Below are 14894 nucleotides of genomic sequence, written 5' to 3'. Positions count from 1 at the left end.
TTATTCTCTTTTTAATTTTTTACGCTTTACACGTTCATTTTTAATCAAGTTGAGAGATTCAACTGCTAATGAAAAACCCATAGCAAAATACAAGTATCCCCTGGGCACATGGAATTCAAAACCATCAGCTACCAAAACTGTTCCTATTAAAATTAAATAACTAAGCGCCAGCATTTTAATGGTAGGATGTTCGCTAATAAATTTACTTACAGGCTCACTCGCCCAAATCATAATGATAATTGCGATGGTAATTGCCACTGCCATGACTATAAAATGAGATGTTAGTCCTACGGCTGTGAGAACACTATCCAATGAAAATATAATGTCAAGCAATGCGATTTGAATAACAACCCCCCTGAATGTTGCGGATGAAGAAATATTTTTTGAAACAGGTTCCATTAATGGTTCATGCATAACGTCCTGATGAATTTCATCGGTTGATTTCCAAATTAAAAAAGCACCTCCTAATATCAGGAACAGATCACGCGCAGAAAAAACCAGACTGCCTATTGTCAGAATTGGTTTTACCAATTTAACTAAAAATACTGCTGAGCCTAATAAGAGAAGTCGTGTCATCCAGGCAAATGTTAAGCCCCATCTTCTCGCTTTTTTTCTCTTTTCACGTGGTAATTTTTCTGTAAGGATTGATAGAATAACCAGATTATCTATTCCAAGAACAACTTCAAGAATAATCAAAGCAGTTAAACTAAGGCCTATATCAATAAAATCCATTTATTATCCTAATAAAATGCAAGATATATTATTTTCTCTAAAATATTTGTAAAGGTAAATGATTCACTTTGATCATTTGCTTAGTTATAATTGCTTGGTGTTAACAATTTAGATTTTATAGCCATTTGAAAAATTTACGTGTTAAGATTTAAATAGAATTGAATGTTTCTGTAGAGTAAATCTTAAGCTTGCAGGATAATTGAAAACACAACCGAATTACTGTTTAATCAATTAAGAGAGAAACAACAATCATCAAGTTTATTAAAAAACTGTTAAGAAGAAACAGGTCGCATGGACATGCAATTGACTTGGCTTATATCATCCCGAGAAATAAACATAACATATCGAAGGCAGATATAAGTACTAATGCGCTTAAGGTTCTTAACCGTTTAATCAGCCATGGTTTTCAGGCCTATATCGTTGGAGGCAGTGTCAGAGATTTATTGCTCCATAAAGCGCCTAAAGATTTTGACATCGCCACAAGTGCCACTCCCAATGAGGTAAAAAATCTTTTCAAAAATGCTCGTATCATTGGTCGTCGATTTAAATTGGTGCATATTTTATTTCATCGTGAAATTATTGAGGTAGCAACTTTTCGTGGTCATGATTCAAGCGATGCAAGCCATCAATTTAATGAACGTGGAATGCTTGTAAGAGATAATGTTTATGGCTCCCTGGACGAAGATGCATGGCGACGCGATTTCACAATAAACTCTCTTTACTATAATATTTCTGATTCTTCAATCATTGATTTTACTGGTGGTGTAGAAGATGTTAAGCAAAAGCTGATTCGAATAATAGGTGATCCCGCTACGCGCTATCAAGAAGACCCTGTTCGTATGTTACGTGCTGTCAGGTTTAGTGCCAAGCTGCAATTTAATTTATCTCCGGAAACCAAAGCCCCTTTCCCTAAAATAAGCCATCTCATAACTCATGTTTCCAGTTCGCGATTATTTGATGAAATAACCAAACTTTATCAATGTGGAGAAGCTGAATCAGTTCAAAAATTATTGGTTGAGTATGGTTTATTTAATTATTTATTTCCGCAAACAGCAGCGCTGTTTGATAGTAATTATCCAGTTAATCCTCTCTTGGGCATAGCCCTTGAAAATACTGATACAAGAATACGTGATGGAAAGCCCGTTACTCCGGCATTTCTTATTGCTATTTTATTATGGTTTCCAATGATAGAGTGCTCTAGGAAACTGCAAGAATCTGGACTTCCTCCTTTACCCGCCATTGAAAAAGCCATGTCTATAGTGCTTAGTGAACAGAATACAATTATTTCGATACCTAAAAGGTATAGCCTGGTTATAAGGGAAATTTGGCTTTTGCAATATCGCTTCGAAAAAAGATTTGGTGGCAGAGCGTTTAATTTACTTCTTCATCCTCGATTCAGAGCAGCGTATGACTTTATGGCTCTTAGAGCGTTATCTGGCGATGAGTCAATGGAGCTGGCGCAGTGGTGGGCCACATTTCAAGAAGTAGATGATGTTGAAAAAAATAATATGGTAGCCCAATTAGCTGCAACAATACCCGGGCGGCAAAAAAAACGTCGTAAACGGAAAGTAGCAAAATGAATGTTTGCTATCTGAGCCTGGGGTCAAATCAAAAAAATCCCGAGCGTCAAATAAGACAAGCCATTAAAGAAATAAAAGAAATTCCATCAACATACCTTATCAAGGTATCTCGCTTATATTGGAATAAAGCCTGGGGCTTTGAAAATCAACAGGAATTTTGTAATGTCGTTATAGAGATACGAACCACTCTGTTGCCTCATAAGCTTCTTAAGTGGTGCCAGAGAATAGAAAATAAGCATAAACGAACCAGGAGAAAATTTTGGGGTCCAAGAACATTAGATATTGATATTATTTTATATGGTTATAGAATAATTCGTACAAAAAACTTAATCATACCCCATCCTTGTTTTCATTTACGAGATTTTGTTCTTGTTCCTCTAATGGAGCTAAATCCTAATTTAAAAATACCAAATTACACATAGATATCATAATCTACTACACTATAACTTAATGATTCTATTTAAAATGAGGTTAACATGTATACAAATATTTTATTTGCAACCGATTTGTTAAATGAGCATAGTCATCTTACAGAAAAGGCCGCTAATATTGCCAAACAGTTTAATGCAAAATTATATCTATTACATGTGATTGAGTTGCCAACCAGTATATTAATAGCTCAAGGATTGGGGTTTACTGAGCTAGCCAACCCATCAAAAGAGGATGCACAAACTGTATTATCTTTAATTGGAGAAAACTTACAAATACCTCAAGAGCAACAATTTGTAGAAATCGGATCAGTAAAAGAACATATATTAAACAAAGCAAAAGATTTGAATTGCCAATTGATTATAATCGGCTCACATTCTGCTACAGGATTACCGTCTATTCTGGGAAGTACAGCGCATGTTGTAGTAAATCATTCAGTTTGTGACGTATTAACACTCAAAGTGGATTAACATGAGGGGGCTAGCGCCTATTTGATACATTGGTTTTCCCATGAGATCAATTGGAGCCAAACCAAATCGCTATTTCTTACTTTTTGCCCATCGCATTAATCGTTTCTTCTTGTTCACTTGCCTTTGCGATAATTTATTTTTTTTATTGGCAAATGGATTTTGTCCTCCCTTAAACTCAATTTTTAAAGGAGTACCTACTAATCCTAAATGTTTAATAAACTCATTGTTTAAATAACGTTTATAACTTTCTGGTAAGGCATCGAGTTGATTTCCATGAATAACAATAACTGGAGGATTATGTCCCCCAAGGTGAGCGTAACGTAATTTTATTCGTCGACCATTGACGCATGGTGGAGTATGTTTTGTACTGATATCCTGTAATAATCTGGTCAGTTTAGGAGTAGAAAAGGATTGTATGGCTGAATGATAAGCTTCATTGATATCTTTAAATAATCCACCTACACCGCTTCCATGTAATGCTGAAATAAATCTGATTTTTGCAAAATTTGCAAAATTCAGCCTTCTTGATAGTTCAGATTTTATTTTTTCTTTATGATCTTCTTCCAGTCCATCCCATTTATTCACAGCAATAACTAGTGCCTTGCCAGACTCAATAATAAATCCCAGCAAATTCATATCTTGATCAGTAATGCCTTCATTTGCATCAAGTAGTAACAAACAAACATGAGCTTCCTTTATAGCTTGCAAAGTTTTGATGACAGAAAATTTCTCTATTTTTTCATCAATTCGAGACTTACGTCTCACTCCTGCAGTATCAATAAGGACATACTGCGTATCTTCTCTTGTAAAGGGTATTGAAATACTATCCCTCGTTGTACCGGGCATGTCATAAACTACTACTCTTTCCTCACCCAATATCCTATTTATCAAAGTTGATTTTCCAACATTAGGGCGCCCTGCAAAAGCAATCTTTATTGCTTTCTCTTGGGTTGTTTCATGCGTTTCTGTTGTAAATGGTTCCAGAATTTCTTCGAGTAATGAACTGATCCCTCCTCCATGAGAGGCGGATATAGCATGGACATCAGTAATTCCTAAAGATTGAAAATCAGCGCAAGCAATATCTTCGTTCATCCCATCCGTCTTATTGACAACAAGATGTACTTTTTTATTAAGTTTTCTCAGTGCTTGCGCAATTTGCTGGTCAATACCTGTTAATCCTGAGCGGCCATCGACCAGGAAAAGAATTACATTCGCCTCATTTAAAGCAACCTGAGACTGTCTTGACATCAAATTATCTACTTCAATGTCATCAACACCTATGCCTCCGGTATCAACAATGATAAAGGACTTGTTCTCATATTGAGCGTGCCCATATTGTCTATCTCTTGTCAAGCCAGGAAAATCAGCGACAAGAGCATCCTGTGTTTTAGTAATTCTATTAAACAAAGTAGACTTGCCAACATTGGGACGCCCAACTAAAGCGATGACAGGAATCATTTTATTAGCTCACTGTAAGTTGATTGAGCGTTCCATTATTGGTTAATACATACATATTTTTACCAGAAACACTCGGTGATACTGTTACTCCACCAGAAAGCTGAGATCGTCCAAGTAATTCACCTGTTTGAGTTGATAAGATATGTAAATATCCTGTTTTATCACCAACAACTAAATTTCCCCCGACCAATGCCGGTGCAGTAAGTCCTCTTGCTTTTAAGGACGTTTGCTTCCAGTTCACCTGTCCTGTATTACTGTTTAAAGACCATAAGACATCATTGCTGTCCGTAAAATACAGATTATTATGACTTAAGAGCATATTTTTATAAACGGATGCTGGTTTTCTCCAGATGAATTGGCCATTGGATAGTGATAGTGCTCCAACATATCCTTGATATGTTGCCAGATAGGCAACGTTATTGCTTATTATTGGATCAGAGTCAATATCGACTAAGCGTTCAACATCACTTGCCCCCATCCCATAAGCGATGCTTCTTTGCCAGATCAATCGCCCAGTTTGTAATTCTAAAGCATCTAATTTACCATCAGAAAATCCGACAAGTACCAGATTATCGACGATGATAGGAGAAGAGCTGGCTTTTAATACCAGACTTGGAGCGCCGTGATCCGCAACCCACAGTTGTTTACCGTTTACCGCATCAATCGCATATACTTTCCCATCAATAGTTTTTGCAATGACTTTCTGATGCGATAACGCAGGAGGAGCTAATACTTCAGCAGATACTTTATTCTGCCATATCTCTTTTCCGTCAGATTGATTAAGTAGTACTAATGTGGAGGCATTAGTTCCTACAACGAGGTAACCATCAGCTACAGTTGGTCCACTAACTATATTATTTTTTAATGAGGTAGACCACTTTATCTGACCATCTTTCTTACTAACTGCCTGAACCAATCCACTTGCATCTGCAGTATAAATTATATCACCACGAATAGCTGGTTTGATGTTTAAGTACTCATTTGTTTTGCGAGTTTTTCCAACTGGAGCCGTCCAATTTTGTGCCATTTTAACCTTGGGTTGAATTTCTTTTAGCTCTTTAGGTTGGGGGGTATTATCCTTGCCGAGCATATAATCATCCACATAGGTACATCCTTGAGTCAATGCACATAGTATTAAAACTAATATTCTAATATTCATAAAACAGAAACCTTTATAATAATAAAATTAAGCCGCTTTTACCTTTTTATCATCAGTAATCATAGATTGAGTCTTAATTGCTAATTCATTTGTTTTCATTTCTAAAAATAAATTACCCATTCCATTTGTTCTTACTTCATCTATTGCTAGTCGGTAGGCATTCATAGCATCCTGATATTGCCCTTTGGCGCTATAAATATCCCCTTTCAGCTCGTTAATCACTGGCAGGTAGGCTTCGTCTTCAACGACACTTAATTCATTTAATGCATTAGTATAAGCTTTATCTGCTGCCAGTAAACGCGCAATACGAATTTTGGCAATTTGTCTTAACGGTGTCATTTTGCTTTCAGAGGCAACTGTCTTTAATTCATTTCTTGCTTGTTCAAGTTTGTTTTTACTCACATAGATTTTTGCGAGCGTCATATGAGCTATATCAGCATAAACGGTATGGTTATAATTCTTAATTAATTCATTGGCATAGGAACGAACTGACTTTATATTTTGATTGGAAAATGCAATCATCATATTTTCGTAGGCAATAGATGCTTGTTGTTTTATCTTGTCATTGTGCCAATTCATATACCTGTATCCTGCAATAATCAGGAGCACTATTGATAAAAAAATAGTTATCATATTGCCATATCGTTTCCACCATTTTTTTATAATTTCTAATTGTTCTTCTTCCGTCATGTAAACAGACATAATCTTCTCCTGCCCTCAAGCTAGATAATCTTGCAAAAATTGATTTATTTTGGTGATGGGTATTGATGCTTGTTCTACTTCAGTTCTCAAATCTTTAATGCTTACATATTCCCCGGCTATTTCGTCTTCCCCAAGAATCAAAGCCAAGCGAGCCCTGCTTTTATCGGCTTTTTTAAATTGGCTTTTAAAACCACCTCCTGCAGTATTGGTAATGACATCAAAAGATGGGTGAGCATTTCGAATTGACTCTGCCATGACAAGCGCTTTCAATATGGCCTCTTCATTAGTAGCAATGATAAATATTGATTGCTTGTTGTCACTTAAATTCAACAAGTTTAAAGTTTCCATTAAAAGAAATATTCTTTCCAATCCTAAAGCAAAACCAACTGCAGGTGTGGGTGCCCCACCCAGGAATTCCACCAACATATCATACCTGCCTCCTGCACATATTGTAGCTTGACTTCCTAATTGGTCTGTTACCCATTCAAACACCGTTTGGCCATAATAATCCAATCCTCTTACCAATACAGGGTTAATGGAATAAGGAATACCAAGTGTTTCCAATCCGTTACAGAACGATTGAAAATGTTCTTTGCTATTATCACCAAGAACATCGATTAATTTAGGAGCATTTTGAATGAGTTGTTGAAGATCAGGATTTTTACTATCAAGAACTCTCAAGGGGTTTTTATCCAATCGTCTCTTACTGTCTTCATCAAGTAGATTAAAATGATCGCGTAGATATTCTACCAGGATAGAACGATATTTTTGACGCTCATTTATTTCGCCTAATGAATTAATTTGTAATTGAACTGACTGAGAAAAACCCAGGTCAGTCCATAACCTGCGGCAAATTGATATCAGCTCAAGCTCGATGGCAGTACCAGTAATTCCTAGGGCCTCAACCCCAAATTGGTTGAATTGACGGTATCTACCCTTCTGAGGACGTTCATGACGAAACATTGGGCCTAAGTACCATAATTTTTGTTGTTGATTATGTAATAAACCATGTTCTATACAGGCACGAACACAGCCTGCTGTTCCTTCTGGCCTGAGTGTTATGCTATCACCGTTCAAGTCGTTGAATGTGTACATTTCTTTTTCAACAATATCAGTTATCTCGCCAATGGTACGTTTAAATAGCTGTGTACTCTCAACAATTGGAAATCGTATTTCCTTATAACCATATCGTATTAGGCAATTTATAAAAGTCTGTTCTATAAAGCGCCACACCGAGGCATTATCGGGCAGTATATCATTCATTCCCCGGATAGCTTGGATTTTATCAACCACCATTTTTCTCCAAAGGCGTCATTTGTGTATTATTGGGCGTTAATAACGATTCCATTTTTGATAAATCAGTCAATTTAATTTCCGTGCTGGTTTCACTGATTGATAATCCAGATGAGTTTTCTTTAGGTGTCTCTATAGTCTGGCTATCTTTGTTTTTTTGCCACCATATCCCAACTGCAACTAAAACTCCAATCGCAAATAAAATGGTGAACCATTTTATAAAATGCTCTGCTTTATGAGATTCTTTTTTACTTTGCCATAGAGCCGCTCTTTCTGGTTTTTTTTCAAAGCAATATTGCGCATTAAAAACAGTCAAAAAAGGTTCAGGTGAAACCCCTAGTAATTTTGAATAGGCACGCAAGTATCCTTTTACAAAAACTGGCTGAGGTAATAAATCAAAATCTCCTGCTTCAATCAGCTCTATAATACGAGCTCGTAGATGAAGTTTGCTCGCAACATACTCGATTGAATACCCCCTTTGCTGGCGAAGAGCCGCCAGCTCGTAGCCGGGGTTAGTAATTTCATTATTTCTTGTCTCATCCATTGCTGCTATTGTATTCATCATTTACTCCACTAATATTATTAGTTGGCTCCATTTTATTGAAGCTATTTTCATATTCTGCTGCAAGAGTATATTGGCCTGTTTTATTTGCTATGTCTTTTGCTAATCCAAGCATTACTTTGTCATTTAATACTAAATCAGCATATTTTTGAAGCAGATCGAGGGCTTCTTTGTCATGTCCTATTTTACTTTGTAATTTTACTAATTCATATAGTGATTCTTTTTTTGATGGATCCTGATTTAAAGCCTTTGTAAAATATATAATAGCTTTATCATGATCTGGTATAGCCATAGCACACAAACCAGCATTTTCATAAGCACCTGATGTATTTACATAGTTTTGATCTTTAACTGCCTTTAAAAAGTATATTTCTGCATTTTTATAATCCCCCTGTCGACATAGAAAAGCACCATAGTTATTCATTTGTGCCCCACTATTTTGCGATAAGGTCATTGCTTTGTGATAGAAATTCCTGGCTTGATCCAATTCTTTGGTTTGTTCAAAATAATAGGCTAATGCGGCATTAACATCTGCAGAATCAGGCTGTTGTTCCAAGGCAGTTAGCAGCTTCTTCTTTGCCCGCGGCCTATCTCCCTGCTTCAAATATCCCAACCCCAATTGCACATTAAAAGAAGCCGCTTTACTAAGGTTTACTTTTCTTATGGTATTGGGCTCTTCGTTATCTTGTGCATGCTGACAAGCTTCTAAAAATAAGCATGTTATTATAATTAATAAGTACCTTATGCTCTTTAGCACGATTAACCACTTTACGTTAGAAATGATTTTGCATTATAACCACTTAAGTCCAAATTAAAAATGATTTGTCACTATTTAATGTGAGTCTATATGCTAAAATTGCTTTATTACGCTTAATCTTCTGCCCGAATTACTGATAAGAGTCTCAATTAGTTCTCAGTTATTATGCAGAGTGTGTTATGCCATTTCTTCTGAAGCAATGGCCAATTCATTTGATTTGTCTGTTTTGCTCATGAAACGAAGCTTTTGCCATCGCTGTGATCTGCTCGTTTTATCTTTTACTTCACCAGCAAGTTGACCACAGGCCGCATCGATATCATCTCCACGAGTTTTACGTGTAATAGTATTAATACCGTGTTTCATTAATTTCTCTCGAAATGCATCAATAGTTTCCTGGGATGATCTCTGATATTGAGTTAAAGGGAATGGATTAAACGGGATTAAATTAACTTTTGCAGGCACATTATGCAAAAGTTTAATTAACTGGCTGGCATGTTCAGGTTGATCATTGACCCCTTTTAGCATAACGTATTCAAAAGTCACTTTTCTTCTTGGTTCATCTTTAAAATATCGTTTACATAAAGATATTAATTGGGAGAGTGGATATTTTTTATTAATTGGCACCAGTTCGTTGCGTAATTCATCTGTTGGTGCATGCAAGGATACCGCCAACGCGACAGGACTGACTTCTCTGAGTCGTTCCATTTCTGGTAAAACACCTGAAGTACTTAGTGTAACGCGTCTTTTGGATAATCCATAGGCTAAATCATCCATCATGATGTTCATAGCAGAAACAACATTATCGAAATTAAGCAATGGTTCACCCATTCCCATCATAACAACGTTAGTTATTTTTTTATCGTGAATACCATGATTATCTGATAATTCGCGTGCTGCCAGCCATACCTGACCAATAATTTCAGCAGTTGACAAGTTTCTATTAAATCCTTGCTTTGCTGTAGAACAAAAAGAACAATTTAAAGCGCAACCAACTTGTGATGAAACGCAGAGTGTTCCCCGATTGGCTTCAGGAATAAATACTGTTTCAATACAATTTCCGCATTCCAGTTTTAATAACCATTTGTGTGTACCGTCAGCTGATTTTTGGCACGCAACGATTTCTGGTAAATCTACGCAAGCTAATTGGGAAAGTTTGGACCTTAAAACTTTCCCTAAATTAGTCATTTGAGCGAAGTCACATATACCAACTTGATGAATCCATTGAAATAGCTGTTGAGCTCTGAAAGGTTTTTCATCCCAAGCCATCAATAATTCTCGTAATTGCGAGTAATTATAATTTAATAGATTCACTTTTTGTTGGCTCATGACTGCTCCCAAACCAGCTTTTATCTATCGCATAACTCATGTGGCTCAAAGAAAAATGCTATTTCACGAGCAGCATTCTCCAGACTGTCTGAGCCATGCACAGCATTTGCATCGATGCTATCAGCAAAATCGGCACGTATAGTGCCAGGTGCTGCTTCCTTGGGATTGGTCGCACCCATAATTTCTCTGTTTTTAGCTACGGCATTCTCACCTTTTAATACCTGGATCATTACAGGACCAGAAATCATAAAATTTACAAGATCCTTAAAAAATGGTCGTGCACGATGGATATCATAAAAGTTTTCAGCTTGTTCGCGAGAAAGTTGTGCCATTTTAGCGGCAACAATATCTAGGCCTGCTTTTTCAAAGCGAGTGTATATTTCACCTATCACAGATTTTGCTACAGCATCAGGTTTAATAATAGATAATGTTAATTCTTTTGCCATCATGCACTCCAATGAGATTAAATTAAAGTGCACCATTATACATGAATTTATAGTAGTCTGGCTAATAAAAATTCATGTACTTATCCATTCAGTTAGTACCGATGACATGATTTGAGAGAAATGTAGCTTGATTTTAATGTAAAGCTGTTAGTGTTCTCCAATCGTTCTATCAAAATATAATGGTTCTCGATTAATAGCATCTTGTTCGGGGTCAATTTTATATTCAGGTAATAATTTAATTAACTCAATGAGGCGCAGTATTACTTCGTAGAATTGGCTTCTAAATGATTTAGCTTGTTGGCTTAGATGATTAGTCCGGTCAGTAAATTCGTCGAGTTTTGTATTTAAAGCTTCGAGGACTTGAAAGAGTTCACTCAGATTGGTCAGGATGGTTTCTTTTAATTCAGCACTTACAGAAATAGCTAATGTTTGATTTAATTTATCAATTAGCTGATATTTGTTATTTTGTGATTGATCCTTGACAAGATCACAATGAATAAAGGCCTTGATTAGAGCTTTTCTAATTGCATTTTTTTTAATTTTAGAATTTGTATTTTTGTATAAGCCATTTAATTTGGAAAGAGTTGTTTCCAGTTTTGCATTCCAATCAAGGCTTATTTTCATTAAACTGGCTTGGCTTGAGGCAATGAGATTATCCTGCTCTAACTCCAATTTATGAAATTCATCCCCTAATTGAACTAATCGTTGTCTTTCCTCTTCTAGTGATTCGCGAGTTCCAGCTCCTTGTGAATCAGGCTCTTTGTTGCTTTCACCAGATAACAAATAATCAATTAATAGTTTCTGGGCGTAGACATGGTAATCACTTGCCTGTTGAATTACAATTCCATTAAGTACATTCTTTAATGGAATCTGTAACAAATGACGGTAAAAACTAGACGGAATGTTAATAGCTTCTAATAATTCATCTGTTGGCAGTGATATGTTATATCTACCTAATATTCGTTCAGCTGTTATTGTTCCATAAGTGGAAAGCCATTGGCTCAGTTCATCATCTTTTTGTTTTTCGTCCATTTTTTATCCAATTTAAATTCTTTAAAGTATGTGATATAAGGGCTATTTATTTGAAATTATAGTGTATTTTATCATGTTAAAACGATTAGATAGTGATTTACAAACGTTAAATGATTTTTTAAAAGTTAAAACGCCGGAAACGTGGTTGCATTATGCTGCTGCTAATATACCTCTTTTATTGCTCGATCATGCTCATTGTGAACGTAAGGCAGCTGGAACAGCAATTAATTTCATAAGCAAATATCCAGAAAAAGCAGAGTTAATAGCAATTATGGCACCATTGGCAAGAGAAGAGTTGCTACACTTTGAAAAAGTCATTGATATCATGAAGCAAAAAGGAATTTTTTATGCTCCTTTGCAGCCGTCAGATTATGCATCCAATTTGCATAAACATGTCACAAATAAAGATGGAATTGAGCGGTTGTGTGATCAGTTGGTTATAGGCGCTATCATTGAGGCTAGGTCTTGCGAGCGTTTTAATTCGATAATTCCGTATATAGAAGATCAGGACTTAGCCAAATTTTATAAAACATTGGTTAAATCAGAATGCAGACATTTTGAAGAATATTTGCATTTGGCCAAGCTCTATGGCGGTCCTATTGATGATCGTATTTCTGAATTTTTAACTATAGAAAATGCATTTATTTTATCAGATGATGTGGTATTTCGCTTTCATAGTGGGTTGCCCCCTGCTTGAACCTGAATCTTAAAGCGGAGCCTCACACTAGCCTACATAACTTATAGGCTAGTGCCCACTATTCCTCTCACTTATACTAAGGAGTGCGTGGTCTGTATTGCAAATCCGGATCATATTCAGTTAAAAAATGATTAAGCCCATGCTGATCATCTTTTTTTAATTTGTCAAACGTTACTTTGTCTAATGTTTCACCGTGTGAATTGACAAATTGACCAGGATTGTTGGGATCAGGTGTGTAATCATTATTTTTTAGCCACATGTGAACCATGCCTTCAAATAGTTGATCGAGTTTACCCTTTTCTTCACCTTTATCTGAGCGAGTTAGAGGTTCAATTTTCAATTTGTTATCATCGGTATAACTCACTTCATGTTGCAAAATTGGTAAATCAATTTCAGGATCTCCCGTGAGCTTTTTCCCGATATAATCTTTAATGGGGAAGATACCCCAATCCATGATCTTGTTACCAATCCCTGCGCGCAATTCTTTCATAGTCTGAGCATTTGCCTTGACCATTTCATAATACATTTTTAATAAACTCATGATTGCAGCTCGAGCATCCATATAAGCATTTAAATCAGCATTCAGAACCTCATCTGCTTTTTGAATCGCATTTTCCCAAAGAGTTGTTGTTTGGCCTGTACGAGGATCTTTGATATATCGGCCTTTTTTTAGATTGTCTTCTGCTTCAGCTCGCTCTCTGTTTCTTTTAGCAAGCAATTCTTCACGCTCTCTGGCCATAGCATTTTCTATTTCAGTCTTTCGAATTTGTTCGAGTTCCTCTTTCATTTTATTTGGTGGTTTAGGCATTGGGCAACTCCTCAATTTATATCATATTGGGTGAAATAGAATCCTTTTGTATTATCATAACACAATAGCTTGGGTATGTCATCCCAATCACTTAGAACATACCTTGTAAGTATTTTTCCTTCATAAGAATAATTTGTTAAGCTGGGTTTATGTGTGTGTCCATGAATCAGTATTTCTGTGTTGTTTTCAGACATATGCCGAATTGCAGCCTCTTTAACAATATCCATCTGTTCGATTGATTTATGGTGATTATTTAAACTAATTTTGCGTACACCGTTAACCAATCGTTTACGAATTGATAAAGGAAGTCTTAAAAAGAGAAATGAGAAACACCTGTTTCTCGTTAATAGCCGGAATCGTTGGTGAGATCGGTCACTAGTACAATAACGATCGCCATGAGCCAGCAAAATCCTGTTATTTCTAAGTGTGATAACAGTTGGCTCTGTTAATATTTTCCAACCGGCTCGTTTGGCAAATGATGAACCAAGTAAAAAATCACGATTTCCGGTCATAAAATAAATTTCAATGCCACTTTGAGTCAGCGATTTTATTTGCTTTGCAATATCATCACTCCAGGCATTAATTGAGTCATCACCTGACCAGGCATGGAAAAAATCACCCAGGATATAAATTTTTCTTACAGAGTTCCGAGCCCAATTTATAAAACGATGAAATCTTGCTTGGATTTCACTGTCCTCTGGATGCAGATGTAAATCGGATATAAAAACGGAGTCAATCATAATGGCTCAACAACGATATGTTCATTTGATAAGTAGATCTGACAAGGTCCATTAACAGGTTCAATAGCATCACTTATACGATAGAAACCAGCTATGGATACTAACTCTGCATCCAAAGATTGACAAAAAATTCTCGCCTCGACATCTCCGGATATTCCTGCTAAAGCTCGACCGCGTAATGTGCCATATACATGAATATTTCCATCAGCTAATAACTCTGCTCCATGGCTAACTGAAGAAGCCACTATTAAATCAGCTCCCTTGGCAACAACTTGTTGGCCTGATCGTACTGGTGTCGTTAGCAACTTTGTCTTGATGTTCTCGATATTTTGGAATTCAGAGGATTCATCAATTATTGGTTTATCATGTGCCGTTGAAGCATTGAGTATACCTAAACCTTGGCATTGGGCCAAAGTGTCGTGTAATGGACCACCGCCTTGAATTGCCAAGGGAATCATACCATGACTACGCGCAATTTGACATAATTCCTGTAAATCAAACTCAAGATGATTGACAGAAGACAAGTCAAAAACCACGGGTGTTCTTTCAAATAATTTAGGTGCTTTGAGAACAGTTTCAGCAAATTGTTGAGAAAAGGCTTCTTTGTTAATGTTCAAAACTTGCAAAACGGTTAAAGTATACAACCTCCCTTTAAGCTTAAATGCTTGTGTATTAGTTATATTTTCACCCATTAGCATGATAT

17 protein-coding genes are annotated in these 14894 nt (G+C 36.3%); 4 read left to right on the top strand and 13 right to left on the bottom strand.

The window, feature by feature from the left end; genetic code table 11:
- Window positions 1-732, bottom strand: coding sequence for a TerC family protein (locus CC34_RS0100940; protein ID WP_027227035.1), 732 nt, complete (start codon window positions 730-732; stop codon window positions 1-3).
- Between the two features lie 308 nt (window positions 733-1040).
- Between CC34_RS0100940 and pcnB the strand changes: the two genes are divergently transcribed.
- The 3 genes from pcnB to CC34_RS0100925 are packed head-to-tail and all read left to right on the top strand — an operon-like array spanning window position 1041 to window position 3211.
- Complete coding sequence (pcnB, locus tag CC34_RS0100935) at window positions 1041-2312, top strand: polynucleotide adenylyltransferase PcnB (RefSeq protein ID WP_028379058.1); 1272 nt, start codon at window positions 1041-1043, stop codon at window positions 2310-2312.
- A complete protein-coding gene (gene folK / locus CC34_RS0100930) occupies window positions 2309-2734 on the top strand; it encodes a 2-amino-4-hydroxy-6-hydroxymethyldihydropteridine diphosphokinase (RefSeq protein WP_027227037.1) in 426 nt (141 codons plus the stop codon). Before pcnB ends, folK begins: the two co-directional genes overlap by 4 nt.
- Window positions 2735-2788: 54 nt before the next feature.
- The gene (locus CC34_RS0100925; RefSeq protein ID WP_027227038.1) at window positions 2789-3211 is read left to right on the top strand and encodes a universal stress protein; all 423 of its coding nucleotides are present in this window, start codon (window positions 2789-2791) and stop codon (window positions 3209-3211) included.
- A 69-nt stretch (window positions 3212-3280) separates the two neighbouring features.
- On the opposite strand, the gene der is transcribed toward CC34_RS0100925, so the two are convergent.
- The 9 genes from der to dotZ form a co-directional block, all read right to left on the bottom strand.
- Entirely contained in the window at window positions 3281-4669 is a 1389-nt protein-coding gene (der, locus tag CC34_RS0100920; protein ID WP_028378916.1) for a ribosome biogenesis GTPase Der, read from the bottom strand.
- Between the two features lie 4 nt (window positions 4670-4673).
- On the bottom strand, window positions 4674-5828 hold the full coding sequence (bamB, locus tag CC34_RS0100915; RefSeq protein WP_027227040.1) for an outer membrane protein assembly factor BamB: 1155 nt from the start codon (window positions 5826-5828) through the stop codon (window positions 4674-4676).
- 27 nt (window positions 5829-5855) lie between these two features.
- Complete coding sequence (locus CC34_RS0100910; RefSeq protein WP_027227041.1) at window positions 5856-6530, bottom strand: YfgM family protein; 675 nt, start codon at window positions 6528-6530, stop codon at window positions 5856-5858.
- A 15-nt stretch (window positions 6531-6545) separates the two neighbouring features.
- Entirely contained in the window at window positions 6546-7826 is a 1281-nt protein-coding gene (gene hisS / locus CC34_RS0100905) for a histidine--tRNA ligase (protein WP_028378917.1), read from the bottom strand.
- Window positions 7816-8385 (bottom strand): helix-turn-helix domain-containing protein, encoded by a 570-nt coding sequence (locus CC34_RS0100900; protein WP_027227043.1) that lies wholly within the window; start codon window positions 8383-8385, stop codon window positions 7816-7818. Before CC34_RS0100900 ends, hisS begins: the two co-directional genes overlap by 11 nt.
- Window positions 8360-9142, bottom strand: a complete 783-nt coding sequence (gene pilW, locus CC34_RS0100895) for a type IV pilus biogenesis/stability protein PilW (RefSeq protein ID WP_028379057.1) — start codon at window positions 9140-9142, stop codon at window positions 8360-8362. Before pilW ends, CC34_RS0100900 begins: the two co-directional genes overlap by 26 nt.
- Window positions 9143-9319: 177 nt before the next feature.
- The gene (rlmN, locus tag CC34_RS0100890) at window positions 9320-10468 is read right to left on the bottom strand and encodes a dual-specificity RNA methyltransferase RlmN (protein WP_027227045.1); all 1149 of its coding nucleotides are present in this window, start codon (window positions 10466-10468) and stop codon (window positions 9320-9322) included.
- 20 nt (window positions 10469-10488) lie between these two features.
- Entirely contained in the window at window positions 10489-10914 is a 426-nt protein-coding gene (gene ndk / locus CC34_RS0100885; RefSeq protein ID WP_027227046.1) for a nucleoside-diphosphate kinase, read from the bottom strand.
- A gap of 147 nt (window positions 10915-11061) precedes the next feature.
- Window positions 11062-11946 carry a type 4 secretion system coupling complex assembly protein DotZ gene (gene dotZ / locus CC34_RS0100880; protein WP_027227047.1) on the bottom strand — a complete coding sequence of 295 codons (885 nt, stop codon included), beginning with the start codon at window positions 11944-11946 and terminating at the stop codon, window positions 11062-11064.
- Between the two features lie 73 nt (window positions 11947-12019).
- Here dotZ and CC34_RS0100875 point away from each other — a divergent pair, with 73 nt between their 5' ends.
- Window positions 12020-12643 (top strand): MiaE family protein, encoded by a 624-nt coding sequence (locus tag CC34_RS0100875; RefSeq protein WP_028378918.1) that lies wholly within the window; start codon window positions 12020-12022, stop codon window positions 12641-12643.
- Window positions 12644-12719: 76 nt separating this feature from the next.
- On the opposite strand, the gene CC34_RS0100870 is transcribed toward CC34_RS0100875, so the two are convergent.
- The 3 genes from CC34_RS0100870 to minC are packed head-to-tail and all read right to left on the bottom strand — an operon-like array spanning window position 12720 to window position 14883.
- Entirely contained in the window at window positions 12720-13466 is a 747-nt protein-coding gene (locus CC34_RS0100870) for a hydrolase (RefSeq protein ID WP_080274042.1), read from the bottom strand.
- The gene (locus CC34_RS0100865; protein ID WP_028378920.1) at window positions 13463-14191 is read right to left on the bottom strand and encodes a UDP-2,3-diacylglucosamine diphosphatase; all 729 of its coding nucleotides are present in this window, start codon (window positions 14189-14191) and stop codon (window positions 13463-13465) included. Before CC34_RS0100865 ends, CC34_RS0100870 begins: the two co-directional genes overlap by 4 nt.
- Window positions 14188-14883 (bottom strand): septum site-determining protein MinC, encoded by a 696-nt coding sequence (gene minC / locus CC34_RS0100860; RefSeq protein WP_027227051.1) that lies wholly within the window; start codon window positions 14881-14883, stop codon window positions 14188-14190. The genes CC34_RS0100865 and minC overlap by 4 nt, the downstream gene beginning before the upstream one ends.
- Window positions 14884-14894 lie beyond the last annotated feature (11 nt).

The organism is Legionella pneumophila subsp. fraseri, assembly GCF_000586315.1.
Taxonomy (GTDB): Bacteria; Pseudomonadota; Gammaproteobacteria; order Legionellales; family Legionellaceae; genus Legionella; species Legionella pneumophila_B.
The sequence above is the reverse complement of the archived record's forward strand: the minus strand, read 5'-3'. Positions and strand labels throughout refer to the sequence as shown.

Coding starts and splice junctions, on each gene's coding strand:
- CC34_RS0100910 (WP_027227041.1), bottom strand. CDS start 6,530: ATGTCTGTTTACATGACGGAAGAAGAACAATTAGAAATTATAAAAAAA.
- ndk (WP_027227046.1), bottom strand. CDS start 10,914: ATGGCAAAAGAATTAACATTATCTATTATTAAACCTGATGCTGTAGCA.
- rlmN (WP_027227045.1), bottom strand. CDS start 10,468: ATGAGCCAACAAAAAGTGAATCTATTAAATTATAATTACTCGCAATTA.
- minC (WP_027227051.1), bottom strand. CDS start 14,883: ATGGGTGAAAATATAACTAATACACAAGCATTTAAGCTTAAAGGGAGG.
- hisS (WP_028378917.1), bottom strand. CDS start 7,826: ATGGTGGTTGATAAAATCCAAGCTATCCGGGGAATGAATGATATACTG.
- dotZ (WP_027227047.1), bottom strand. CDS start 11,946: ATGGACGAAAAACAAAAAGATGATGAACTGAGCCAATGGCTTTCCACT.
- CC34_RS0100865 (WP_028378920.1), bottom strand. CDS start 14,191: ATGATTGACTCCGTTTTTATATCCGATTTACATCTGCATCCAGAGGAC.
- folK (WP_027227037.1), top strand. CDS start 2,309: ATGAATGTTTGCTATCTGAGCCTGGGGTCAAATCAAAAAAATCCCGAG.
- CC34_RS0100900 (WP_027227043.1), bottom strand. CDS start 8,385: ATGAATACAATAGCAGCAATGGATGAGACAAGAAATAATGAAATTACT.
- CC34_RS0100925 (WP_027227038.1), top strand. CDS start 2,789: ATGTATACAAATATTTTATTTGCAACCGATTTGTTAAATGAGCATAGT.
- CC34_RS0100875 (WP_028378918.1), top strand. CDS start 12,020: ATGTTAAAACGATTAGATAGTGATTTACAAACGTTAAATGATTTTTTA.
- bamB (WP_027227040.1), bottom strand. CDS start 5,828: ATGAATATTAGAATATTAGTTTTAATACTATGTGCATTGACTCAAGGA.
- der (WP_028378916.1), bottom strand. CDS start 4,669: ATGATTCCTGTCATCGCTTTAGTTGGGCGTCCCAATGTTGGCAAGTCT.
- CC34_RS0100940 (WP_027227035.1), bottom strand. CDS start 732: ATGGATTTTATTGATATAGGCCTTAGTTTAACTGCTTTGATTATTCTT.